Origin of the sequence: Chitinophaga sp. OAE865, from assembly GCF_040546735.1 — a bacterium.
Lineage (GTDB): Bacteria > Bacteroidota > Bacteroidia > Chitinophagales > Chitinophagaceae > Chitinophaga > Chitinophaga polysaccharea_A.
Window position 1 is genome coordinate 720,440 of the sequence record NZ_JBEPOF010000001.1, and the last position, 26,887, is coordinate 747,326.

General features: G+C 40.6%; 17 protein-coding genes and 1 tRNA gene. 8 read left to right on the forward strand and 10 right to left on the reverse strand.

The genetic code is table 11. The features are described from left to right. The first annotated feature begins 25 nt into the window (after positions 1–25). The 3 genes from ABIE50_RS03095 (at position 26) to ABIE50_RS03105 (ending at position 3,969) form a co-directional block, all read left to right on the forward strand. Positions 26–793, forward strand: a complete 768-nt coding sequence (locus tag ABIE50_RS03095) for a DUF3050 domain-containing protein (RefSeq protein WP_209856038.1) — start codon at positions 26–28, stop codon at positions 791–793. Positions 794–875: 82 nt separating this feature from the next. Next, positions 876–948: transfer RNA gene (locus tag ABIE50_RS03100), tRNA-Phe, on the forward strand. Between the two features lie 195 nt (positions 949–1,143). After that, on the forward strand, positions 1,144–3,969 hold the full coding sequence (locus tag ABIE50_RS03105; protein ID WP_209856034.1) for a beta propeller repeat protein: 2,826 nt from the start codon (positions 1,144–1,146) through the stop codon (positions 3,967–3,969). A 240-nt stretch (positions 3,970–4,209) separates the two neighbouring features. Here ABIE50_RS03105 and ABIE50_RS03110 read toward each other — a convergent pair whose 3' ends face one another. The 3 genes from ABIE50_RS03110 to ABIE50_RS03120 all read right to left on the reverse strand — a co-directional run bounded on the left by ABIE50_RS03110 (position 4,210) and on the right by ABIE50_RS03120 (position 8,045). Continuing rightward, positions 4,210–4,695 (reverse strand): hypothetical protein, encoded by a 486-nt coding sequence (locus ABIE50_RS03110; RefSeq protein ID WP_209856031.1) that lies wholly within the window; start codon positions 4,693–4,695, stop codon positions 4,210–4,212. A gap of 110 nt (positions 4,696–4,805) precedes the next feature. Then, the gene (locus ABIE50_RS03115; RefSeq protein ID WP_209856028.1) at positions 4,806–5,606 is read right to left on the reverse strand and encodes a lipid II flippase Amj family protein; all 801 of its coding nucleotides are present in this window, start codon (positions 5,604–5,606) and stop codon (positions 4,806–4,808) included. A gap of 33 nt (positions 5,607–5,639) precedes the next feature. Next, positions 5,640–8,045, reverse strand: a complete 2,406-nt coding sequence (locus tag ABIE50_RS03120; RefSeq protein ID WP_209856026.1) for an ABC transporter permease — start codon at positions 8,043–8,045, stop codon at positions 5,640–5,642. A gap of 701 nt (positions 8,046–8,746) precedes the next feature. Between ABIE50_RS03120 and ABIE50_RS03125 the strand changes: the two genes are divergently transcribed. Both ABIE50_RS03125 and cls read left to right on the forward strand, forming a co-directional pair. Then, the gene (locus ABIE50_RS03125; protein ID WP_209856024.1) at positions 8,747–9,700 is read left to right on the forward strand and encodes a carotenoid biosynthesis protein; all 954 of its coding nucleotides are present in this window, start codon (positions 8,747–8,749) and stop codon (positions 9,698–9,700) included. Between the two features lie 40 nt (positions 9,701–9,740). Next, the gene (gene cls / locus ABIE50_RS03130) at positions 9,741–11,219 is read left to right on the forward strand and encodes a cardiolipin synthase (protein ID WP_209856021.1); all 1,479 of its coding nucleotides are present in this window, start codon (positions 9,741–9,743) and stop codon (positions 11,217–11,219) included. Positions 11,220–11,222: 3 nt separating this feature from the next. On the opposite strand, the gene ABIE50_RS03135 is transcribed toward cls, so the two are convergent. The 5 genes from ABIE50_RS03135 to ybeY form a co-directional block, all read right to left on the reverse strand. After that, positions 11,223–11,636, reverse strand: coding sequence for a hypothetical protein (locus ABIE50_RS03135; protein WP_209856018.1), 414 nt, complete (start codon positions 11,634–11,636; stop codon positions 11,223–11,225). Between the two features lie 110 nt (positions 11,637–11,746). After that, positions 11,747–13,102, reverse strand: a complete 1,356-nt coding sequence (locus tag ABIE50_RS03140; protein WP_209856015.1) for an outer membrane beta-barrel protein — start codon at positions 13,100–13,102, stop codon at positions 11,747–11,749. Then, positions 13,095–13,682 (reverse strand): RNA polymerase sigma factor, encoded by a 588-nt coding sequence (locus tag ABIE50_RS03145; protein ID WP_209856012.1) that lies wholly within the window; start codon positions 13,680–13,682, stop codon positions 13,095–13,097. The genes ABIE50_RS03140 and ABIE50_RS03145 overlap by 8 nt, the downstream gene beginning before the upstream one ends. A 343-nt stretch (positions 13,683–14,025) precedes the next feature. Next, positions 14,026–15,894, reverse strand: a complete 1,869-nt coding sequence (gene mnmG, locus ABIE50_RS03150) for a tRNA uridine-5-carboxymethylaminomethyl(34) synthesis enzyme MnmG (protein WP_209856009.1) — start codon at positions 15,892–15,894, stop codon at positions 14,026–14,028. Between the two features lie 2,953 nt (positions 15,895–18,847). Beyond that, the gene (gene ybeY / locus ABIE50_RS03155) at positions 18,848–19,273 is read right to left on the reverse strand and encodes an rRNA maturation RNase YbeY (protein WP_209856006.1); all 426 of its coding nucleotides are present in this window, start codon (positions 19,271–19,273) and stop codon (positions 18,848–18,850) included. Positions 19,274–19,436: 163 nt separating this feature from the next. Between ybeY and ABIE50_RS03160 the strand changes: the two genes are divergently transcribed. Beyond that, positions 19,437–19,673: a FeoA family protein gene (locus tag ABIE50_RS03160; protein ID WP_209855995.1), complete on the forward strand. Its 237-nt coding sequence runs from the start codon at positions 19,437–19,439 to the stop codon at positions 19,671–19,673. Between the two features lie 1,516 nt (positions 19,674–21,189). Here ABIE50_RS03160 and nadA read toward each other — a convergent pair. After that, a complete protein-coding gene (gene nadA, locus ABIE50_RS03165) occupies positions 21,190–22,191 on the reverse strand; it encodes a quinolinate synthase NadA (protein ID WP_209855992.1) in 1,002 nt (333 codons plus the stop codon). Positions 22,192–22,963: 772 nt separating this feature from the next. Between nadA and ABIE50_RS03170 the strand changes: the two genes are divergently transcribed. Both ABIE50_RS03170 and ABIE50_RS03175 read left to right on the forward strand, forming a co-directional pair. Continuing rightward, positions 22,964–25,057 (forward strand): peptidylprolyl isomerase, encoded by a 2,094-nt coding sequence (locus ABIE50_RS03170; protein ID WP_209855989.1) that lies wholly within the window; start codon positions 22,964–22,966, stop codon positions 25,055–25,057. A 141-nt stretch (positions 25,058–25,198) separates the two neighbouring features. Further along, positions 25,199–25,705, forward strand: coding sequence for a DUF2480 family protein (locus ABIE50_RS03175; protein ID WP_209855986.1), 507 nt, complete (start codon positions 25,199–25,201; stop codon positions 25,703–25,705). On the opposite strand, the gene corA is transcribed toward ABIE50_RS03175, so the two are convergent. After that, the gene (gene corA / locus ABIE50_RS03180) at positions 25,702–26,808 is read right to left on the reverse strand and encodes a magnesium/cobalt transporter CorA (protein ID WP_209855983.1); all 1,107 of its coding nucleotides are present in this window, start codon (positions 26,806–26,808) and stop codon (positions 25,702–25,704) included. The two genes, ABIE50_RS03175 and corA, sit on opposite strands and share 4 nt — an antisense overlap. Positions 26,809–26,887 lie beyond the last annotated feature (79 nt).

Consider the following 26,887-nt stretch of genomic DNA (forward strand, 5'->3'; position numbering starts at 1 on the left):
GGTTACCCGGGCCATACCACAACAAATGAGCATCAAACAAATACAGGAAACCATCGCACCTGTCAGGGAACAGGTTGTAACACACCCCTTATATGCTGAACTGCAAACATTAGATGATGTTCGCGTTTTTATGCAATACCATGTATATGCCGTATGGGATTTCATGTCTTTACTGAAAGGATTGCAGCAACAGCTTACCTGCGTTAATGTACCCTGGATACCAGCCGGCAGCGCTGCTACCCGTTATCTGATCAATGAAATTGTAACAGGAGAAGAAAGCGATATAGATAAAGAAGGGAACCGGTGCAGTCATTTTGAACTCTACGAACGTGCCATGCTTCAGGCCGGGGCAAACACGGGTCCTATAAACGCAATTATAGCCGGTGTAAGAGACGGTAAGGCGGTTCAGGATATATTGGCCACAGTCACCCTTCCTGAGGCCGTAAAGGGCTTTCTGAGCTTTACATTCGGGGTAATTGCCACCGGTAAGGCACATATCATGGCTGCCGTATTTACTTTTGGCAGGGAAGACCTGATCCCTGACATGTTTCTTGCCCTGGTAAAAGACCTTGATCTGAAGTTTCCCGGGAAGCTGGACACCTTCATTTATTACCTGGAAAGACATATTGAAGTTGATGGTGATCATCATAGTCAGCTGGCTATGCAAATGGTGAGCGAGTTATGCGGAACCGACAAAAATAAATGGGATGAGGCAGCTGAATACGCCCGCCAGTCACTGTATTGGCGGCATGAACTTTGGAGCGGTATCCTGAGCGAAAAAGTGATTTTGTAAAATTTTCCTGAAAAAATTTTGCAATTCAAAAGATTGTATTACTTTTGCAATCCCCTCACGAGAGAGGGCAATAAAAACGGATGGTGCGGTAGCTCAGTTGGTAGAGCAAAGGACTGAAAATCCTTGTGTCGCCGGTTCGATCCCGGCTCACACCACAGAAAGCTTCACAGAAATGTGAGGCTTTTTTTATGCCCATAAATGTACGATTCCATAATAAATACTATCTCGGAAAACGTTTGGAAAGCCTATGTATAATCCCTTTGAACTGCAGGAGTTGTGATTCCAGGGCTGCCATTTTTCAAACAAAGGAATGATGATCGCGAAATACATAATTATGTATCTTCCATAACATGAAATATGTATTAGCCTCGCTTTTGCTCCTATTATTTTATAGTTGCAGTGACACCATAACAACTGTAACCATTAACTCAGAAGAGTTATCCTCGCGCCGCAATCATGTTGCCATGAAACTGGATTATCTTGGTGAAAGCAACACCAAATTTGCCGGCGTCTCTTATACAGATAGCCTTCAAATATATAAATTGAAATCTCTGCGCATTGACGAATATGAAAATTTCGTAATTGGTGTGTCTGCTCAAAAATATACGTATCTGATTGATTCTTCTTCCGATGGAGGCCGGCACTGGACAACCATCCCCAACCCAATAGAATTACAATTCAACAACAACACGGTCTATGCAGAGCGAGTCATCGGTTTTTTTGTCAGCCGTGGTGGCCTTCATAAATATATAGTCAGTACAGAGTGTCTTTACTTTTCAATTGATAACGGCCCCTTTGAGCGATTCAAAATTGATAACAAAGGCAAAAGTTGTTTTTATGACAAAAACAATGACATTATTCTACTTTTGGGGCAACGCTTACCTCACAAATTCCCTGCAATCTTCGCTCCAGCAGGAGAAGCAAATACAAATATGTCTATGCCAATTTCCTTCTATCAGGATTCGTCACGAAGTATAAGCTATTTTCAATTCAGTAATCATCCTATAATGCCTGATACTTCCTTTGCAGGGCCGATTTTCCGTATGTTACAATCGCGGGAAATAGAAAAATATCCAACGTTCAAGGTCTTTAATGAAGAAAAATACTACCCAAAATATCAAATGACATTACGTCTTTCTGAAACGGAGAAGAGCGATACAATCCCTAAGGGAGTCAATTATTCTACCAATGACGGCGAACATGGCTTTTTCAGTGATACTTGTTTCAATCTACAAAAAGGTTACCGCCTCTTTTACTCCAACACTTCTGCTGATATGATATTTATCTGTACTGACTCTAATTTAGAAAACGATATAAGTTTCGCCTACCACGCCACACCGGTACTCACGTCAGCACTGAGTACATTATATCAATACACTATCCAGGAACAACCTCAACAAATAAATGTGACAATAGGCATTAAGAAAGGAAACATGTCAGCCACGAGAATGAATTTAAAATTATATGCTGCCAGTATACATAATGATACCAATTTTCATAAACTAATACCATTGGATATCGCATTTACACCAAATATTGATTCAACTGTATGGAAAGGAAGCTTTGATCCTTCAAAGCTAAAGCTAGAACCTGGCGATCGATACAAAATGATGATTTATTTTGCAGATCATACTAAAGAAGAGCGATTCGTCCTGGAAAGGGAATTCGTTCCGGAAAGCTTTTATACACGCTATCGGCAATGGATAACTTCGACCTGTTTTATGACAGGTTATTTGCTGATAATCATCTGTATATGGTATTTCTTTCCATTACAACTCCTATTTCTCAATCAAAAACTAAAGGCAGAAGAATGGTCCAAACTAGCCGGTGCCCCCCTTAATACCGTACTATCCGCTATTCGAATCCTATTTCCACTCTCTCTTTTTGTAAACACCCGATATGTTTACAACGCATGGATGCGTAAACACAGCGGTGTCATTAATGAACATTTTAACCGACTATATGTAGTGCGGGAAAGGAGTTCCTACATTCAGATACCCTTGTCATATCAATTATCCGGTGATACTACGCCTGTTTCTGTTAATCATCTGGCAACAATTCCACCTGCACTGATAAATCACAAACGGCTATTGATACAGATAATTGGAGAAGGAGGAATAGGGAAAACGACGCTGGGTATTCAGTTATGTAAGTGGCTTGTCAATTTTGAAAGTCACTTAAAAAGCAGTCAGGGCATTTTTATGGTAGATACAAACACCACCGACATCCTGAAAACCATCGAGGAAAAATTTAGGTTATGGATGCCAAATGAATTATTGCCTCCTTTATTTATTCAGGGTCTGTTAAAAAATAAAAATCTGGTAATATTGATAGATGCCCTTTCAGAATCCGGCGAACCAATGCAAGAGTACATTAACAATATCCACAGTCGGCTGCCTATCAATGCCATGATAATTACCTCAAGAATTCCCTACTCTTTCCAGCAATTACCCTGCTCATTTTTTTACCCACAATCATTGGACACGCAAAGCTTACTCTTTTTTGTAAGCAACTATATCGAAAATGCCAGAAACAGTGCAACCGACAAGTTTATAGGAAATATACTTACTACTGAGCAACAAAAACTGAACTTTACAGCTAAAGTAATTACTATTATACAGGATAACATAGAACATCGAATATCACCTGCTCAAGTTAAAATAATCATCGATTACTTTTTCGGCTCATTTAATTCTGCCAATTCATTTGAAACGATGCTGGCCAATATGCCTGAAAATATACTCGACATATACTATTATTATCTCTCAAGTACTAACCCAACTAATAACCATGCACCCAACTACCTATCATATGAATATTTGGTAAAAGTAGTTGAGTTGCTTGGTAGTATGAGCGTGGAAGACAACTATATTACTAAAGATATAGAAAAAGGCATAGCTAGAAACCGCATTTCCACAGAACTCCCCTACATCACAGGAGATCCGCTGCAACGATTACTTGATAATAATATTATTTACGAAAAAGAACGATTGGGAACTTACTTGTTACGTTTCAATCTTGATTCCATGGCCGAAGTTACTGCAGCTAAATATTACTACCTCAGCCACTTACAGGCCGGGACTTTACACGAATTCACTCAATTAGTAAATAACCTTACCCTCGCTGAGGGCTTTAAAACAGCTTTTCTAAGAGTATTGGGGAAAATGTCAAACTAAATTCATCCGGAGTTCCCATTCCTGCCAAAATGCTCACAAAATTTCGTGAAATCATTGCTGAAATATTTCGACCTTTCCCCGCTCCTTTCCACGAAAACGGAATAATCAGTATAAAAGCTGTTTATTCCGTTTTTTTTGCTCTTAAATGTTGCACCTGTTACTAAATCAGGTTAAAAATTGCCTTTACAAAAAGAAACCCGATCAAAGGCACTGGATTAAGTCAGAAAAGATAAAGCCTCCTCATTCTCCCGAATCCACTATTACACCAAATATCTTCCCTATAACCTCTTTCAGCTCTTCTACCCTTTCGTTAAACCGTAGCTCCGACTGGGTTACCAGTCTTTCAAAAATGTAAATACTGCCATTTTCTACCAGCTGTTTTAGCTGTGATATATTTTCCCCGCTGATCACTCTTTTATCAAACCAGCTTGAGTATAAAACGAAATAATGGATTTCAAAAGCAGATTGGTTAAAATATGACAGGATCTTCCGGATATCAAATTCACTATTGTCCAGTACCAGGTTGAGGTTAATAAGAAAAGATGTATCTGATGCCGTATGATATTGTATAACAGATTTGATTCGATGAAGCTGCTCATCAGTCCGGGAATAAGGATCCCGGGCATTTACCACAATAAATTTCTCCTTCCATGAAGCATCCAGTTTTATTGGTTGTTTGAAGATGTAAAACTGCTTCCTCCGAAATAAATATTGCAGCGTTCTCATTTTGCCGGAATGAGGGTTACCAACAACGACTAATAATTTCCGTGGGTTAAAGTTCATACTCAAAAAAACATAGAAAATATCAGAAAACTGTTAATCGATTGTGAACAGCATCATACTTTTTCTGCCAGCCAGGCAATCAGTTGCGCACAGGGTAATAGCAGCAGCTGCGCCAGTATAGTTCCCACTATACGTGCAATCACCATATACGAAACAAATCTTCTGAATGCTCCCTGCGAAAACCGGCCCAATACAACATCATCTGTAAGTATAGATAAATGCGGGTCTATAAATAACACCATTAATACCGTTGCTATCCCGTTTATAACTCCCGATAAATTGCTGGCGGTTGTTCTGTACTCCGGGTTCAGGTACGCTGCATACACACAGGATAAAACAGCAATGGTTATTATGGCGCTTGCCAGCACATTGTAAATGAAAACACGCCACGGAATATCCCGGTGGGCAGGAAGCTCCAGGAACTGTTCTTTCGTTGGCATTCGCATACTTTCCTTAACAAACTGCATTCCCGCTCCCGATAAACCAACATAAAATAACTTAGGAATGGATTTATGTACACTGAAATGCGATACAGCCTTTGTCAGCAACCGTTGAAATGTTGGGATCAGCAAAGCGCCCAATACTGCGCCAGCCGTACAGGATAAAAGAATATACCTGAATATGGCTACGTTGGAAGAAACACCCTGTTTGAGATCCTGTTCTACTGTTTTGGCCAGTAATGGGGCCTGCAAAGTATTGGCCGTACGGGATAGAAGAACAACGATATTAAAAAGAGAAAAAGTAATGGCAATCCTTCCAGTTTTTACACCTACCAGCCTGACTGCATATGATAAAGTAGTCATCCCGTTAATAAACATAGTAAGGACAAGTACAATAATAACCTGGGTTGCCATTTGGGTAAGTTTAGATGCTTGCTAAAGTAAGCATTATTCCGTTCTCAGGCTCCTCACCGGGTTGATGGCTCCCAGCCGGTGCGTCATTCCCAAAATGATCATACCTACCAGTATAGACAGGGTTCCGCCTACCACCAGGAACGGTAACAAACCAATATGAACCCTGTAGGCATATTCCATCAGCCAGCTGTTCAAAAGGTACCAGGATAAAGGCCAGGCAATAATATTGGAAACCACAATGATACCCAAGAACTCTTTTATAAACAACAACAGGATGTTCAGCCCCGACGCGCCAAGCACTTTCCTTATTCCCATCTCCTTACTTCTTTTTGCAATGCTCATGGTAACAATTCCCAGTACCCCAAGCAACACTATCATCAACGACACAACAGTGGCCGCTTTCGCTGCTTTCTGCATCTGTGTTTCGGTTTCATACAATCGGGCTATGCTGTCGTCCAGGAACCTGAAATCAAAGGGAGCATCCGGGAAAACCTGCTGCCATTTCCGTTGTAATGCAGCTATCTGCACCGAGGTGTTACCAGGATTAAAACGGAACGATAAATACCGGTATAGATTCGCCACTTTCACAGGTTGAAAGTAGATCGGGGTAATGGCATCGTGTAACGTGCCAAAATGAAAATCACGGGTAACGCCGCTCACATACAGCACCCGGCTGAAATTGTGTAAACGCAGGGGCTTGTTGATCGCCTCCTCTGCGGTTCTCCAGCCCAACGCCTTTACAGCTGCTTCATTGACAACAATTTTTGCAGAATCAGCAGCAGTGCCGTCATAAAATTTTCCAGCATCCAGTTTTATATCGTAGGTAAGCAGGTAACGCTCATCTGTTGTAAGCACAACCGCTGAAACAGCTGTACTGGAATCATTTTCCGGCCGGTAAATTCTGTTAGCCCCACTGGCTGCTCCATCGGGAATTTCATAAGCAAATGTTGCCTCCTTTATTTCCGGCATCGCACGGAACTCATCCCGCATACGCTCCATATGCGCTACGCCGGCTGCAGTCCAATCGCGTGGCACTGCGGCTGTCACCACCTTCTCTTTATTATACCCAAGGTCTGAATTGAAAAAGAAAGCCACCTGCCGATCTATTACAATTGCAGCAATAAATACTACAATTGCAGCCACAAACTGTACGGCAACAAGCGATCGCCTGAATAATAATTTCTCTTTCACATTCTTCATTTTACCCTTCAATGCAGTCACCGAAGGTTGAGCAGATAATATAAATGCAGGGTAAATGCCGGCAAGCAAACCAGTAAACCCTATAATCATCAACGGTAACACCGCAAACCAGGCCGGAAAGGCAGACAAACCCGGAATATCTTTCCCAATAATCTGACCGAATAACGGTCGGAGTATAAAAAACAATCCCAGTGATACAAAACATGAAAACGCAACCACCAGTACTGATTCCGTAATAAATTGGACCACCAGCTGCTGCCGTCTTCCTCCAATTGCTTTCCGTACGCCAATTTCCTTTAACCTCGTTAAAGAATTACCAATAGAAAGGTTTACAAAGTTTATAACCGCCATTAATAAAATAAACAATGCTACCAGGGAAAAAATAGCAATCATTTTTCCTGCAAGTCCGTTATACATTGTGATATAAGAATCCTTCAATGCCACCGGCGTCACTTCCAGAGAACGTTGAATTTCAGCAGTGGTATTGGTACTCAGCAATGTTTTTATAGGTTTCTTTAACTGTTCAGCAGTAACACCTGGCTTCAGCAATACATACCCTACGATATTGGGCGACAACCAGCTTGTAAACCCAAATTCGCGGCCAAAATAACGGATGCTGCCTGTCGACAGGAATATTTCATTTCCCGGTTTAAAGAAGTTGGTAACTGTATTAAAAGGAAGATCTTTTATTACTGCTGTTATTTCAAAATTATCATTCTTTCCATCAAAAGATTGAATCCTTATTAACTTTCCTACCACATCTGATCTTCCAAAATACTGCCTGGCTTTTTTCTCAGTTAATACCACTGCATTGGGCTTATCCATAGCGGTACGCGGATCACCATAGGCCACAGGAAAATTAAAGATCTCAAAAAAAGTAGAATCACCCGGCTGTACGCCTTCCCGGAAATGCTTATCTCCTACAGAAATTACCACGTTAATCCCGTCATGGGCATACGCTTTTTCTATGAGTGACGGATAGTTATCCTGCAATGATTTGGTTAATGGTCCTAATGTTGCAAACTCTACTCCTGTTTCCGGGTTGGCCCACTTACTTTTCAACAGGAAAATACGGTCGTTGTTTTTAATAAAATGGTTCACCCGGTACTCACCCCATGTGTATGCACCAATCAATAATACAACAGTGATCCCGATAGCCAACCCCCATATATTCACCGCAGCAAAAAAACGGTTCTTTCCCATATTTCTCCAGGCAATCAGAAAGTAGTTCTTTATCATAACCAAAAAATATGTTCATTTCTCCGCGAAAAAAATGCCGTGCTTTAATCTATTAATAATCAATATTTTTTATAGACGATTCTTGTCCGTTAGCGGACAATTTTTGTTCATTTTTGCACGCGGGATACCCTATTGCCGCAAAAGTACCTGTCCAACCATATACATTCTTTCTTTTGATTTACATAGTACGCTTATTCCCTTCAAATATTAAACTGCTTTGCATAAGCTTATACTGCTAACTCAATATATGCAGACGATTTTAAAGAAAAACAACTACAATTCGCAATACTATGACTACGTATATCCATATCAGTTATATTGCAGCGACTTATTTCCCACTATAAGGAAAACGGGGCTGTTCTTCAGTATACAAGAGATGATCATCTGAAAAATTATTGTTTTCAGTTTATCTCATGGGCATTGCAAAAAGAATGTTTAACCATGGAGTCGGATCCTTAAAAGCACTGCCGCATTAATAAAATAAATCCTTTACCGGGAACGCATTCATCAGGTGAATTCCCGATGAAAGACGGCACTCAACTGTGCTACTGGTAACGACAGGTGCCCGTACAGTAATATTCCTGATCAACAGTGGAATAGCCCGTTTTATATGCCCTGTTTCCGGAAAACAGGACGTTTTCTTTCCTTGAAAAAGGAATCACGCGCGATTTACTATCTTCAATACATTAAACAACAGGAATATGCTTCCTTTTGCCAATATGCCTTATGGTAATGCACCCGTATATTGCTTTCCGTTAACAGAGATCTGCATGTACCTGCTTTTGCTTTTATGTGGCTGGCATGCCATGAAAAAGGGTACAGCGCAGGTTGCCTGGCTATTGGGTGCACTTTGCTTCGGACTGCTGCTGGAATATGTGAACGTGGCTACCAACAGTGGCTATGTATACGGCCAATTCTGGCTCATGCTTGGAAAAGCGCCCCGTAATATTCCATTTTGTATAGGTTGTGGTTGGGCGGTCATTATTTATTCATCGCGCTTATTCACAGATAATTTCGCGTTGCCGGCGTGGGCGGCGGCGGCGCTCGACAGTCTGCTGGCGTTGAATATTGACGTGAGTATGGATGTTGTGGCATACCGCCTGCATATGTGGCACTGGGATTGGGCAGGCAGGGGGTATCCTGCTGAAACACTCACCGGTCAATGGTTTGGCGTGCCGTATGCAAATTTTTATGGTTGGTTGCTGGTGGTATTTTTCTATTCGTTCTTTAGCAGGTTACTTGAAAAAGCAGCAGTTAAAAAGATGTGGAAGGCCACACTGCCTTTGCTTTCCATTATCCTTTCCCAGGCTGCCCTGTGTCTATCTCTGTTTCCGCTGGCCAACCTGCTGAAACAGGCATTTGGCATCAGCAGTATGCATCGGCTCCTTGCTTTATTGATAATATTGATGCTATTGGTAGCTATAGGCTTTGCCAGGAGAAATAAAAAAAGTGCTCATTATTTTCCTCCGGCGGCATGGGTGGTTCCTTTGTGGTTCCACTTGTATTTCGTAACATGGTTATTTTTAGGTGGTTTCTCAGGCGAAAACAGCAGGATGACGCTCTTTTCCCTGTTGAATGTGATGGCCGGTATATTCATCCATTTACCGATGCTTATAAAGAAGCGTCCTGTAACCATTTTAGCAGAAACGTGTTAATATTAAATATCTTTTTACGGGCTTAAAATAATACTTACCGGTGGGAACATTGATTGGTTATCTAACAGGTGCTGAATGGCATATTTATATAAAAATTGGCAGTATAGTTTTGCTGATCCTTATTTTCATTGGTTTAATAGCTACTATCCTGCTTGAAAACCGTAACCCGGTAAAGGCCATCGGCTACATTCTTGTACTGGTGTTTATTCCCGTAGTAGGATTAATCGTTTATTACTACCTGGGCCGCGATTTACGCAAGAGAAGGAGGTTTACGCTGAAAGGCAGTAAAGATGAAGTATTATTTTCCAGGTACTGGGAATCGCAGAAACCACTTGTAGAACAAATGCAGGTGGAGCTCCGTCGGCTTGTCGGAAATAAACAGGAAATTTCTGCCATGCTGCTTAATACCAGGCAATCTATTTTAAGTAAAAACAACAGGGTACAATTACTGATTAATGGCGAAGAAAAGTTCCCTATGGTTTTCAGCGCATTGCGTGCCGCTAAACATCATATTCACATTGAATACTACATGATTGCTGCAGATGATGTAGGCAACCAGGTAACAGATATCCTGATTGAAAAATTAAACCAGGGTGTACAGGTGCGCTTCCTGTACGACGACATGGGCAGCGACCGGATTGGTGATATTCCAGAGCGCTTAAAAGCACATGGCGCCAGTGTATATCCTTTCTCGCCGGTACTGGTAGACTTTTACCTGAATGCCAACTATAGGAATCACCGGAAAATTATTGTCGTAGATGGCAGGATTGGCTTCGTAGGAGGTATCAATCTCGACGAGCGATACATCAATAATGGCAAGCACCCTACCTTCTGGAGAGATACTCATCTGAAAATTGAAGGCGACGCTGTGAACATTTTACAACTACAGTTTTTGATGAGCTACCGTTATTGCAGTAAAGAAGTATTTCCTTTTGCTGCACCGTTTTTTGGCCGTTCCGACCTCACAGGTACCTGTTTTGTAGATATTGTTGCCAGCGGGCCCGATTCAGAGTGGCCTATAGCCATGCAAAGCATCCTGATGGCTATCAATATAGCTAAAAGAAGGATCAGGATCGCCAATCCATATTTCATTCCTACCGAGGAATTACTTACGGCGCTGCAAATGGCAGCTTTATCGGGCAAAGATGTGCAGCTTATGTTGCCCTTAAAAGGTGATTCCTATATTGTACAACATGCAGCCCTTTCCTATCTGAAACCTTTGCTGGCAGCAGGTGTAAGAATTTTCTTTTATACCCGGGGGTTCATTCATGCCAAAACAATGGTAATAGATGATAATCTTGCCTGGGTAAGCTCTGTTAATTTCGACAACCGAAGCTTTTACCTGAATTGCGAAATAGGCGCTTTGATTTATGATACAGAGGTAGCTGGCCGGCTAAACAAGGTTTTTGAAGAAGATCTGCTGTATTCAGTTCCGGTCCAGGAAACCCGCTGGAACAAACGCAACCTTTTAAAACGGTTTATGGACGCTGTATGCCGTCTTCTCACTCCGCTGTTATAGGGCCTAATACTTCTCTTCATCCGGATCGAGGAACTCACCGTTGTCTTCTTCCAGATCCTCGTGCCTGTCCCCTCCTATGCTGTAAATATTATTTTCCTCATCTTCCTCTCCAATGGCTTCTGATTCGTCGTCCAGTTCGGCACCGGGAATATCCAGGTCATCTCCTGTTTTATCCTGCCTCCAGGTTCCTTCCTGTTCCTCGTTTTCTTTGAGCTTTTTCTTATCCGGCTGTAATTCACTGTTTCTGCGGAAAGACCCGGTCACCTCATTAATATCAAGGTCCACTTCCTTGTCCCTGTTTTTCCTGTTCATAATATCTTCACTGGCAGGATACTCAGGGTAGCCCGGGAACTGATCTTCCTCTTTTTGGGGAGGTTGTTTACCTTCCTGTCCTGTTTTATTCTTTTTATTAGCCATGATCAAAATCTTTTAGTGATTAAAAATGCAGAAAATGCCGTGCCACATCATGTAGCAGGCATTATATCAGGAAGATAACAAAGCAGGATAATGATTGTTTACAGGGTAGATCAGCGTTTTTTTCCTACCAGGTTTAATTGCAGCGACAAGCCGGCAGAATATAGCTTTACCTGTCCGGATCCTACCCCATGCAGGGGAATTTTTGCATAGGGTTGCACTCCAACAATTAATCTTCTTCCCGCCGGATGCTGGTAAAGGGCTCCTACATTCAGGATGGCAAGGTAATGCTGGTTTTTATTATTTACAGTCCATTCCTTTTCCGGAGAATATTTGTAGATGTACTGGTATTTCTCTTTCAGCATAATGTAATTTGACATACCGAGTGTGGCGCTCACGGTGTTGTTCTTTACCTGCAGAAATGTATAGTTAATATTCACGGGTATATCGAGCACATCGCAATTGGCATTTACTTTAACAAGGTCGTATGGATTGGTGTAATTCGGATTTCTATAATCACTGCGGGTGGCGCCGTATAATTTTTTACTATAAACAACACCACTTGTCACAAACCAATGCTGGTTAAAATAATAGTGAGCCAGTGCCCCTATATTAAAGCCAACGTTACCATAATTAAACGATGGAGCAACATTCAGATCTGGGCCTAATGTTACTCCGAAGTAAAGTCCTTTTGAGTTAATTTTCCGTCGCACAATTTTCTCCTGCTGGTTTTGCTGGAATTCAGTAAGTACAGCTATTTCAGACGGTTTCCCAATTTTCGTATATACGTTATAGTTAGTACTGCTTTTTATATTCAGTAACCTGAGGACGGAATATCCCGCAGTTGAATCAACAGTCTCTTTATTGTCTATTCTCTCTCTTGTTCCGGTGCTTATACCCGGCACTTTGTTATCATTATCTGTTGTTTGTTTTTCCGTTGAATATCTATCTGTTGTGTTTGTTTTTGGCAGATAGGTTCCTTCAGGCAACTGGGTTTGCTGACGGCCGGTAATTACTTTTGCTGTATTTGTTTTTGGCAGATGATTATCAGACAAGAGTACCCCTTGCTGTTGGATTGGTTTATTTACTGTTGCATTCGTTTTTTCCGGTGTGTCTGGTAACAAACCGTTTTGCTGCTGTATTTTATTTTCCGCCGGGGTTGTTTTTGGTAAATGGTGGGTGCTACTGTCTACCGTAGAGGCACCTTGCCTATTGTTAGCAGTACTTTGTTGATCAGGGGAACTCACTGTTGCACGTGAAACCGTTTTATCCGCTACTGGTGACTGCATAATCCACCACCCGAGCCCTCCCAGTACCGGCAATAATAACAGCCACCACCAGCCGGACGGACGTTTTTTATTATTACCGGCATCCAGCAGTGATTCCATTTTTTTCCAGGCATCCTGGTCGAATGGAATATCAGCTTCATTCAGCTTATTACGGATACTATTTTCAAATGCGTCATTCATTTTTGTATAAGGGCATATTTATGTCTACTCCATTGGTAGTACTCGTGGAAGCTTTTATAATCCTGTCTTTCAGTATTTTTTTTGCTTTGAATAAATTTGACTTGGATGTTCCTTCAGATATTCGCAACATTTCTGCTATTTCCTGATGCTGAAACCCTTCCATCACATACAGGTTAAAAACAGTTCTGTAAGCCGGTGGCAAAGCCTGCACATGCTTTAGCAGTTCGTCATAAGACAATTTATCAATTATTTTTTCATCTGTTCCTGGTTCCGGTACCTGGTTAATATCATCCGTAAAAACAAGTTTCTTTTTACCTCTTAGAAAATCGATAGAGGTATTCACCATAATCCGGGCCAGCCATGTTTTAAATGACCGGGAGGTATCAAATGTTTCAATGTGGTGGAATATTTTAAGGAATCCGTCGTTCATGATTTCAACAGCCTCATCTCTGTTTTGCGCATACCGCAAACAGATACTTAATGCATAGCCAAAAAAGTTACGGTATAGCACTTCCTGACTGCTGCGTTCTTTTTTGCAGCAACCGGCAATCAATTCATTAATATTATTCAGCTCGTGCACAAAAATATTCTTACCTGCTTTTGGGTATTGAGTGCGTTTTGTTTTCTTGTCTGAAAATGATAGTATGATAAAAATTTCAACTGAAAATAGATACGGCAGAGGACAACAAAAGGTTGCTTTACCAGGAAAATAATTCCTCTTGTTAAAAATCCGCTTTTTCAGCCTTTTTTACGAAGTTTTGGTTATTTACAACACTTGAGTTCAACCTGCCCATGATAATTGAATTTTGGCCCATTTCTGAAGGTCGTTTTTCTGGCTGAATTCTTATTTTTTATGCTGTACCTGCTAAAATATAAAAGGCAGACCGTAAAACAATCTGCCTTTTATAAATAACTAATTATTCCTATCGCCCCATATAAACCATCAGGATTTGTACATCGCTTGGATTGACCCCGCTTATACGACTTGCCTGACCAAGTGTATGTGGACGAATTTTATTAAACTTTTGTCTTGCTTCATTTGACAATGAAACCAGTTTTGCATAATCAAAATTGGATGGTATCACCAGATCTTCAAGCTGACTCATTTTCTGAACCAGTTCATTTTCCTTTTCAATATATACATCATACTTGATCTGTATCTCGGCCTGTTCCAGGATATCTTTACTAAATCCGGAGAGTGCGTTTCCTATTTTTTCTACACGGTCTTTCATCGCAAAAATATCAAGCCCCGGGCGTAATAGTATCTGATGCGCTTTCTGTTTCTGTGTCAACGGGGCTGAAGATCTTTCTTCAAGGAGACTGCTTATTTCTTCCGGTTCAATTGATAATTCTTTCAGGATACGTTTTATATCTTCAACTCCTTGCTTTTTTTCCTGTACTTTCTGCATTCTTTCTTCGGAAGCAAGTCCCATTTTATAACTTCTTTCTGTAAGGCGAAGATCCGCATTGTCCTGGCGTAGAAGTGTTCTGAACTCTGCCCGTGACGTGAACATCCGGTAGGGTTCTTCTGTGCCTTTATTAATCAGGTCATCAATCAATACTCCAATATACGCTTCACTCCTTTTGAGTACAAAGGGTGCCTCTTCACGGGCCTTCAGATGTGCATTTATACCCGCCATAATACCCTGGCAAGCTGCCTCCTCATATCCGGTAGTGCCGTTTATCTGACCGGCAAAAAAGAGATTCTGTACATGCTTGGTTTCCAAGGAAAACTGGAGCTGTGTTGGTGGAAAGAAGTCATACTCAATAGCATAACCCGGACGGAACATGCGACAATTTTCAAATCCCGGAACCAGGCGAAGCGCCTTCATTTGTACATCTTCCGGTAAAGAAGTAGAGAAGCCATTTACATATATTTCCACGGTATCCCAGCCTTCAGGTTCTACAAATAACTGATGTCTCTCTCTTTCTGCAAAACGGTTTATTTTATCTTCTATGCTTGGGCAGTAACGTGGACCAGTTCCCTGGATACGTCCCTGGAACATTGGAGACCTGTCAAAACCGGTACGTAGCATTTCATGTACGGCCTCGCTGGTGTAAGTGATCCAACAACTTTTTTGTTGTGCAGGTTTAATTTTTTCTGTTTCCAGATATGAAAACCCCACAATCTCATCATCTCCTTTCTGCTCTTCCATTTTGGAATAGTCGAGGCTTCTTCCATCGATGCGTGGAGGCGTACCCGTTTTCAGGCGATCGCTTTCAAAGCCCAGGGCAACAAGTTGTTCTGTTATACCAGTTGCAGCTTTCTCTGCTACCCTACCACCACCAAATTGTTTATCTCCAATATGGATCACTCCATTCAGAAATGTTCCATTCGTAAGTACTACAGCCTTTGCCTGAATTTCGTGGCCTAACCCCGTAATAACCCCATGACACCTTCCATCTTTCACAAGAAGTCCTTTTACCATATCCTGGTAAAAATCCACGTTTGGCGTTTTTTCCAGTGCCTCTCTCCATTTTGCGGCGAAAAGCATTCGATCGTTTTGTGTACGTGGGCTCCACATTGCGGGCCCTTTGGATCGGTTAAGCATACGGAATTGGATCATGGATTGATCCGTAACTATCCCGGAGTAGCCCCCCAATGCATCTATCTCTCTTACAATTTGTCCTTTTGCAATACCACCCATAGCAGGATTACAACTCATCTGAGCAATGGTTTGCATATTCATGGTTACCAATAAAACTTTGGAACCCATATTAGCGGCAGCGGCAGCGGCTTCACAGCCAGCATGTCCTGCACCCACAACAATAATATCGTATGATGGAAACATAATCAGTTTAGAAAGTGCAAAATTACGGAGAAGAAGGCAGAATTAAGCTATTAAATAGGAATGTTCCACGTGGAACATTTGAAAGCATCTAAATCGTTTATTAGTATGCTTCTATTACTACGGTACAAGGCAGAGATTGATTTAGGCAAGACTTTGCTTTTTAATATACCTGCATCAAGCTTTTATTTATGGATACAATTTCATAAGACTAAGTTTCCTAAGAGAGGATCAATGTTTCACGTGAAACATTCGAGGCGATTAATTGGAAGAAGAATTCAGGAACAAAGTGCTTTTAGATACCGCCTTCATGACTACTAAAAAAAATAATATCCTCGGTTAGTCATCCATATTAGAAGACAACATTCTCCGTGATTGGCAAGCTTATACTTCCCTTACCTAAAACCGAGAATATAATCCTGATGGCATCGTCTATTAATAACCGTATTAATGAATAAGAGAATTCCTTAAGAATATAGTCTTACTTATCCGAACAAGTCACTTTCTGCCCTACTCAACACCAATCACAAGCTGATCATTACCACATATTCACAGCTTAAAACTAAGACAAGAATCTCCAGGAAAGCCGCCTGTTAACAACTGCATTCAATGGCATAGCGAAAAGGGAAGTTTCAGCTAATCATGCTCATCAGAAAACACCGCACTTCCCCTATTTAACTCGAATTTGCAAGCTCATATTGACACATCCTCTAGCCTGAAATTTAAGGGAATGGTCACCAGGAGAAGTCCTACCCAACTAAATACGGGAAAAGGGAATAATTCCCGGTTAGTCATATTTATCAGAAAATAATGCTCTCTTGCTTAGCCCGAATTTGTAAGCAAATAATTGATACATCCTCTAGACTGAAACTAAGAGACTGGTCACTAGGAGAAGTCCCTTACAGCTAAATACGAAAAAGGGAATAATTCTCAGTTAGTCATATTCATCAGAAAACAATGCTCTCTTCCTTACTTAGCTCAAATTTGCAAGCTCATATTGATACATCCTCTAGACTGAAATTAAGGGAATGGTCACCAAGAGAAGTTGTCCCCTTACAACTAACTTCGGAAAAGGAATAATTTTCAGTTAGTCATATTCATCAGGAAATAATGCTCTCTCCCTGCTTAGCTGGAATTTGCAAGCTCATATTGACATCCTCTAGCCCGAAACTAGGGATAATCACAGACGAGTTGTTCCTTCGCAAACACATTTAATCAGTGAGTACCAAAAAGATAAACAATATTCCCAGTTAACTGCATTCATTCAGAAATAACCCATTTCTTCCAAACATTACAACAATTTACAGAGCTGATCATGCTACCTGCCCATAGCTAAAAATTAAGATAATAGTTTGCGAGGACGGGTTGCTTCTTAATAAATGCATTTAACGAATAGAGAAAAAGGAAATAATTCTCAACTAGGCATACTAGTCAAAACCAACCCAACTTTGCACTATATAACACCAATTTGCGAATTTGTTCTTATGTACCTCTGGCATAACAGCGGTCCCTGTTTTAAGTAAAAGATTTTTGCAAGCCGCCAAATGGAAATAAATTAGTCCCACTTTTAAACCCTATAGATTCCCCCCTCTTGCTATACTTAAAGGTAAGGTCTTGCGGATGCAGCCAAGTATGATAATTTAGTTAGCAGCCCCTTCAGAGCCCTTTTTTCTCGCTATACTTTGTGCGGGATTATGCAGAAAAAAGTTGAGGTTTCCGGGCTAATTCTGTTCATTCCAGTGGGAGCTTCCCTTTCTCAGCCCATTTATAAGCAATGCAACTTTTAAAGCCCTGCGAGATACTGATTATCCGTCCAATACGGTATGATATTCTCTCCTCAATCTCTAAACTTAAGCTACAAAGGCGGTTAATGCGAACAACATAAATCCGTTCATAGTTGCAAAGAATTCCTTTTTGATTAAAATACCAGGCCGAAGAAATCTTCAGAGACAATTCATTTAAGAAATCTAATTAGCCCATTCATAACGGCTCCTTAGTGTTGCTCAGAGGTAAAATGAAGGTTAAAAATTTAATCAGATTAAAAATTTGAACCAGCAGTTTTCCTGTTAGGAAAAGTTTGTAGCCGTACTCATACATAAATATATAATCCACAGCCTTCTTCAGAAGTTAAAGTTCACGTTTCCTCAAGTGTTTTTTGTTTCATGCAAACAACATATAAGGCATCACCGCCTTTTCCAATTATATGCCTGTAAACATGGGGAATAAGTACAGATAAGCCAAACATTGCTTACCTGCAGGTTAGGAGCGATTGATTTAGGGCGTTATAGAAATTTGGGGATCCTTGCCTAACCAAGTTCCTGTTTCAGAAAGATGCCGACGGTTCCAGGAAACTGCGTTATTGTCTTCTTTACGAGATTATGGTTACCTAAAGCAAATAAATACATTTAATACATGGTCCAGCCTTGCATATTCAGTCTTTATCCTTGTTAGGTCTACAACCCGGTTTTGACTCTGAAGATGATTCAATCCTTTTTAATCTTCGCCCTGCTTCGTTGAAGTTCTGTTGCGTCTGGCCAAAGAGCCTGGTAATCTCTACAGGGATATCAGGTAGAACTTATTTACAAGTATCATTGTCTGACAGATAACCCGCTATGGCTGACAGATGCTAAAGTCTCCAAAAATTCAATTTACTTCCTCTATAAAACGTCAAAAGCTTGCCCAAGTGAAAAGATCATTTTTGTTTCAATATTATTCTTTCGTAAGAAGAATTTGCCTCAATGGTCGAATTAACCAATGCTCCTTACATCCGATAAACACAATGTTTCACGTGGAACATATCGGGCGGTAGAGTAGAGCAGCTAAATTTACCAAACCTTGAATTACATTCATACAATCAGAAAAGAACCATTTGATCTTCTATAAATTGAAATGGTCTCAAAATTACGATTCTGTAGAGAGATGTTCCACGTGGAACATCTCTCTACAGAATCGTATATCATTCTCCAAAATATTTTTTCAGATACTCATCTTCCTTATTCCTCATTAAGGCAGCATCTTTTTTACTTTTATCTTTAAAGCCACATAAATGAAGTGCTCCGTGAAAAATCACACGATGCAGTTCATGAGCCACCGGCACCTTAAACTTCTCTGCATTTTCAAGAACCCTGTCAATGCTGATATATATCTCGCCCTCTGTAATAGCGGGATCCTCTCCCATTTCAAAAGTCACAATATCCGTATAGGTATCATGCTGTAAAAATTGCCTGTTAATTTCAAGCAAGTAGGTATCCGAGCAAAAAATATAATGCAAACTCTGCAAACCTTGTCCCTCTGCAGCAAAAAGATCGTTGAGGAATAATTTGAGCTTGCGCTTTCCTTTTAAATGATCTTTTACCTCATGCGATGTAAACTGAATGGCCATCTATGTTCAAAAAATTTAAATGGATGTAAAAGTAAAGTGAAATTTTGTTTTGCAGGACCTTTCTTTTTGCATATTGCCCATACAGAGGTAACTTTGCTTATCATTCATAAGTATGCATCCCAATTATGCCGGTACAAAGTTTAAACAGATTAACAAGTAGGAAATGAAAAAAAGCGTTATAAAATTATCGTCCCTGTCAACTGGAAAAAGCGCAGTGATTATAGAATTTGCAAAGGACGATCTTCATATTAAACTGATGGAAATGGGCTGCGTACCAGGTGAAACAGTGAAAATTGAAAAAATTGCTCCACTGGGAGATCCTATCTCCATTATGGTAGCCGGTTACAATTTATCGCTAAGAAAAACTGAAGCCGATCATATTTGGGTAGAGGAAATTTAATTCTCTGCCCTTTTTATTGATCAAAACCAAGAAAATTTCGTTAGAAAAGATATTTTCCCTCGTAGGAAATATCTTATATCTCCAAATTTTACCTATTTTTTGGAGATTTACTGAAAAATTCCACTCTTTTTATCAAAAGAAACCTCATTTCTCACTAAAAAGGAATTTTTACTCACATTTCTTGCTTCCCAAATACAATTATTTTTAATCACCACATCGTTTAAAACGAAAAGCCGGATATTCTCATAAAATTCGCAGCTTCTACTAAAAAAGATCAGAAATTATCCTTAACAATACTTCCCCCTCTTCCCAAACGCTAAAAAATCAAAGTCAAATCCCTTTAGTAACTCCCCTGAGAATTGTGCGATTGAATAAGTGGAAATATCAAAAGAAAAAAATCCATTCTTATGGCATAGCCAATCCATTCTGCTTTGCGCCAATTTAAATTTCCCGGATTTCCCAAGAAAATTTTAAATATTGATTTCTCAGCTCATTTATTGCTGGTTTAGAATCTGTTAAAATAGGTTGCTTCCAGGGATTCTCTCTACATTTTACAGTATTCGATTCTCAACGCACTATGAGCACGCGGAGAATTCAATATTCACCTATTCTCCTCGATAGTGGAAGCCAGAAATATTATAGCCAATTCTCAGCTCATTCATAGTATGCTTAGAATTGCATGAAACCAGGCATCCTGTAAGTATCCGTATAATATCACCAAATATTCAATTCTCAGCCTGCTTCCAAGGCGCTGAGAATTGAATGAAATAAGTATATTCCGGGAGATCCCCATCTTCACTTAACTCTCAATGCGTTATAAGCCGCCTGAGAATCAGCTGCAAATAGAAATTCCGTGGTTACCCCGGAAAAATATGGAATATTGAAATCTCACAGCCTTCATTAAGTCGTGCTCAACACAATTAGAAAATCTATATCGCAGAAAACGCTGTGTATAACGCATGTAAAGGCGCGTCTTAAGGAAAAATGTCATCTGATGACTCTTCATAAACTTAAAATGAGTGACGCGACGATCTACCGGAAAACAAAAACCCGGGGTTACTCAATCATTCAACTGAATAATCAATTCTCAGAGCCTTTAAAAAATGGCCCGCAGGAGTTTCAGGAAACTAAATTCAATACCTGCATTACATTGAGAGTGAAAATATCACATTCTCAGGCCAATGGCAGTGCTCTGAGAATTTAATATTCAAAAAAAACCTTCACTTACCCAATGATCATTTATTTTTTTGAATTCTCAGCTCGTTTGAAACAGTTTTGAAACGCTTTCAACATCAAACAGAAATAGGTGGCTTTATGGGTGGAATGACCGGGGGTCTTACAAATTAACTGTCAAATATTAATTTCTCAGGGGCTTCATAATGAGATGAGAATGAATTGATTCGTATCTAAATACGAAGGCCGCAAGAATATTGATTTCTTACGGCCTTCGTGAATTAAAGACTATTCTATATGATAAAAATAAAATCTAAATAAAACTGTAAATCAACATCTTATATTAAAGTCCTGCTTGAGCACTGATTTCCAGCATTCGCTCAATTGGCTTTTTAGCCGCTATTCTGAGACTTTCTTCCATCGCTATTTCCGGCTGTTCATATTCCATACACAGATAAAGCTTTTCCAGCGTATTCAATTTCATGTGCGGACAATCATTACATGCACAGGCATTATTAGGTGGTGCAGGAATAAATGTTTTACCAGGATTTTCCTTTTGCATCTGGTGAAGAATACCAGTTTCAGTAACTACAATGTATTCCTGAGCATCATCTTTCTGACTAAATTTCAGCAAACCCGTAGTGGATCCAATATAATCAGCAATCGCCAACACTGCTGGTTCACATTCCGGATGCGCTATCACTTTGGCTTTAGGGTGACGAACTTTCAATTTAGTGATCTTCTCCAGAGAGAAAATTTCATGTACCATACAGGCACCGTTCCATAAAACCATGTCTCTACCCGTTTTTTTGATCAGATAGGCCCCTAAATTCCTGTCAGGTGCAAATATGATCGGCTGATTGTGTGGGACGCTTTCAATGATTTTTTCGGCATTGGAGCTCGTGCAAATGATATCGCTGAGCGCTTTGATACCTGCTGAGCAATTAATATACGAGATCACGATATGATCAGGATAACGGTCCCTGAACTTTTTAAACAACTCCGGGGGAGCGCTATTTGCAAGAGAACACCCTGCTTTCAGGTCTGGTAACAATACTTTCTTCTGCGGACTTAAGATTTTTGCGGTTTCTGCCATAAAGTGCACACCGGCAAAAACTATTATGTCTGCATCCGTTTTAGCAGCCTGCTGGCTGAGCCCCAGACTGTCTCCGATATAATCTGCTATATCCTGGATATCAGGTTCCTGATAATAATGCGCCAAAACAATCGCATTTTTTTTCTTTTTCAAATCTGTTATCGCTTCAAACAAATCCAGAGAGGGATCGACTGATATATCCAAAAATCCGTTGTGTTGCAAATTTTTTTTCGCTTCAGCGATTTCCATAATCATAGCTATATACTTATTTAAATATTTAAAAGAAAAAGCCCACTACTATTAGGGCTGTGAATATGTGGAAATTTAATTTCCGGCTCATGTACAAATGTAGTTGTTATTCCTTTTTACTACGCTTTCCACAAGAAATTAACATGCTAATTCCGCGTCAATACTGATTTTTCATACTTTCATCCACATACGTGGATATCCTCCGGCGTGAAAATCTTTTTAGTCAGTAGTGTATTAGGAAAATGTTAAAAGAAGACATTTACTATTCACATTTCCAGGTTTGGATTTTTAAGGGTAAATTCTACTACAATAACAAAATTAGTTTTACCTGTGGATTAGGGGCTGTTTTCCCACCTTATTTTGCGTTTTACAGGGGTTTTTACACATCAAATGTGGAAAAGAAAACTCAGGGAATGAAAAATGGTCAAAATGCATACAGCAGCGGATTAGCCCCTTTTTATTCACATTTTTATGTGGATTTGAAAAAAAGCTTTTTTAACATTTGTGTATAACCTTTTTCAAGTTTCTGACACTTAATTTCGGTTAAACAGCCGTTCCCATCGGGGTTTAAAAATATGCAGTGTTTGGAAAAAGGAACCCTGGAAATATCCCCCTCATGTGGAAAACCTGTGAATGTTACACAGTCCACGAAAGTGTTATAAATACCTGAAACCCTTTACTGCATTGGGTTTTGAAGCAAAAAATACTCTTTTGCAGTTACAGTTTATTTATTCTATTTTTGCTATCCTTAAAAATGTAGACTATATAATATATGTCAGTAATTCAGAAAATCAGGGACAAATATGCCGTCGTGATCGTTGTAGTGATTTGCCTGGCTATTGTTAGTTTCCTGTTGCAGGATGCCTTTTTTGGCAAGAGTTCTCTATCCCGCCGCGATACAAGCGTGGGTAAAGTAAATGGTGAAGAGCTCGATTTATCAGAGTATCAACGCCGTATTCAGGACGCAGAAAACAATGCGCGTCAGCAAATGCCCAATATTGACGAACAAACACGTCAGTATATCCGCGAGCAGGTTTGGAACGAGTTTCTGAATGAACAAATTATGCAGGCCCAGTATAAAATATTGGGTGTTGACGTAACAGAGGCAGAAGTAGTTGACCAGATCAAAGGTAAGAACCCCAACCCGGTAGTTGTACAGCAGTTTACCCGTGACGGCCAGTTCGACCGCAATGCTTTGCAACAGGCTATTTCACAGGCCGGCAGTAACCCGCAGATCCGGGAAGGTTTACATCAGCTGGAAAGCTATATTGCCAAATACCAGGAGCGTTTAAAATATGTGACCCTTATTAAACAAGGTATATATTATCCCAAATGGCTGGCAGAACAACAACAAAAAGATAACAGCCAAACGGCAACAGTATCTTATGTAAGTGTTCCATACGCTACTATCGCTGATTCTACTATCAAGGTAACAGATGCGGAACTGGAACGTTTTATCCAGGACCACAAACAGCTGTTTAAAGTAGAAGAATCCCGCAAAATTGAATACGTATCATTTGATGCCATTCCTTCCCCTGCGGATTCGGCCGCAGCCATTCAACAAATTATGGCAATGAAGCTGGAACTTGATACTACTACCAGTGGTAATATCGCTGGTTTTATAAATCGGAACTCAGATATTAAATATTATGACGGATATGTTTCTAAAAACGAAGCTAAAGTTCCTATGAAGGATTCTATCGTGAATCTGCCTGTAGGAGCCGTTTTCGGACCATATTATGATAATAACCTGATAGTGTTTGCCAAGATGGTGGATCGCAAGAATATGCCAGATAGTGTAAAGGTTCGCCACATTCTCATCGCTTCAGGAGCTCAGGGTGGTTTACCGGACTCTGTTGCGAAAAAACGTGCTGACAGCCTTGAACTGGCAGTGAAAGGCGGTGCTGATTTCAAAGCCCTGGTAGACCAGTTCTCAGATGATCCGGGCAGCAAGCAAACCGGAGGAGAATATGATCTCACACCATCTTCCCAATTTGTTCCTGAATTTAAGGATTTTGCCTTCGAAGGTTCAAAAGGCCAGACTAAAGTGGTAAGAACACAGTTTGGCTACCATGTAATTCAAATCATGGATCAGAAGAATATTGGTCCTGCTGTTAAAGTAGCCTATCTGGGTAAATCTGTAGAAGCCAGCAAAGAAACTAATAACAACGCATTTAGCGCTGCCAGCAGTTTTGCAGGCAAGAGTGGAAATGCTGCGTCTTTTGAAAAAACAGTACAACAGGAAAAGCTGAATAAAAGAATCGCTGATAATGTGCGCCCCATGGATTTTGTAATCCCTGGTATCGGACAATCACGTGAACTGGTGCGCTGGGCTTACGAATCAAAACAGGGAGATGTAAGTAAAGTATTCACTTTCGATGATAAATATGTAGTAGCTGTTTTAACCAGTGTGCGTAAAGAAGGAACGGCTCCGCTGGCTGATGTAAGGCCCCAGGTGGAAGCAGAAGTTAAAAAGCATAAGAAGGCCGAACAGATCATTGCTAAGCTGCAAACTCCTGCTACACTCGATGCAGCCGCTAAAGCAACTAACCAACCAGTGCTCAAGGCAGAGGGCGTTTCTTTCGCCACTCCGTTTATTGCTTCGTTGGGCTTTGAACCGCGCGTTGCCGGTGCAACATTCAATAAGAAATGGGGTACTGCAGCCGTATCTGCTCCAATTGAAGGTAATGCAGGTGTATACGTAATTAAGGTAGACAGCTTCCAGCCATCGGGCCAACCGGCTCAGGACGTCGCTTCCCAACAGGCCGCTTATGAACAGGGTGTTAAATCCATGCTGGATCAGCAACTGTTTGAAGTGTTGAAAAAGAAAAGCGATGTGAAGGATACCCGTGGTAAATTCTTCTAAATCACTACATTTTTTACTGACATAAGAAAAAGGGAAGCAGACACTGCTTCCCTTTTTCATTTTCCACGGTTAGAGCTTAGGACCACTGTATTCATATTCCTCCCCCGATATTCGTAAATTTGTATCTTAAATATGGAAAAAATGGACGAAATCATAAATAAAGTAGCACAGAGTGGATTGGAAACGATTGACCTGGAGGAATTTTATCCCGAAGGGGAAATCGTGGTATTTGATTTAAAGGATTACCTGTTTATGGGGCTTATCCTGAAGGAAAAGGATTTCCGGGCAGCGATGCAGTCGCACGACTGGGAGCAATACCGCGGAAAGAATGTAGGTCTGGTATGTACTGCAGATGCTGTTGTTCCTTTGTGGGCTTATATGCTTGTAATGACAAACCTGGAGCCGGTTGCGGCCTATGCTGCTTTCGGAAACGCGGAATTTATACACAATACCCTGTATCTCAGGAATCTGGGTACAATTGACATCTCTGCTTTTGCCGATAAAAGAATTGTAATTAAAGGATGCGGTGATAAACGCGTAGGAGAAATAGCTTATGCAGAAATTACCCGTTTGTTGCGTCCCGTGGTAAAGAGTATCATGTATGGAGAACCCTGTTCTACAGTGCCTGTATACAAAAAGAAGGGTTAAAACCAGCCACGTTTCCGGAAAATCAGGATCATTAGTACCAATAATATGCCCATACCTCCCAGAGTATAATAGTATCCGTTAGGAGACGCCAGTTCGGGCATATGCTGAAAATTCATGCCGTAAATACCGGCCAGCAGTGTTGGCGGAGCCATCAATGTGGTTACTACTGCCAGCACTTTCATAATTTCATTCATCTTCAGGTTTAGCTGCGTATGATACATCTCCTGTAAATTTAATACCATATCCCGGTAGTTATCTGCCAGGTCATTGCATTGAATGATGTGATCGTATACGTCCTTGTAATATTTCGTTACTTTATCATCCAACAGATCATTTTCACTTTTAAGGAATCCATTTACCAGCTCCCTCACCGGTGCAATGGCTCTTTTGAACAGGAAAACCTGGCGGCGTAAATAATTGATCCGTGCCAATGTGCGGGTATTGGGCTGGTGCTGTACGAGGTCTTCCATCATTTCTATTCTTTCCCCCAGTTTATCCATTACGATAAAATAGTTGTCGATAATTACATCCAGTAAAGAGTAACAGAGATAATCAGCCCCACCATTACGAATACGGGATCCTGTAATCAGCAGCTTGTTACGCACAGGATCGAATACATCCCGCGCGGGATCTTCCTGGAAGGAGATCACGAAATTCCTGCCTAGTACAATGCTCACCTGTTCCAGATCAATTGAGGAAGTTTCACTGTTGAAGTAAATCATTGGAAGTAAACAAAACATCCGGTCATTGATCTCATCCATTTTGGCGCGCTGTCCCGTACTTAAAATGTCCTCTTCCAGTAAGGGATGTATCATAAATTGCTCGCACACAGCATGCACCTCTTCTTTCCGGATGCCGTCAATATTGATCCAGCTTAACTGTGGGGCAGATGCATACCGGAAGGTGTCTTCTATTTTATTCAGCACGAGCTCTGAACAAAGGTTAACATTGTAGTCAAAAACAGTGATCTTGGTTTCTGCCGCAGGTTTCCTGGTAGTTACACCTTCTGCCGGGTTAAAGTTCATGATACGTTGCTTCTTCACCTTGAATGGGTTAAGTACCTGTACCATGCCGGGAATAGGCAATTTCTTTTTGAAGGCCATATGTGCTGATGTTATCAGAATTGATTACCGAATTTAAATCAAAATAGCAGAGCGAACAACCACTATGCTCCAATAATCA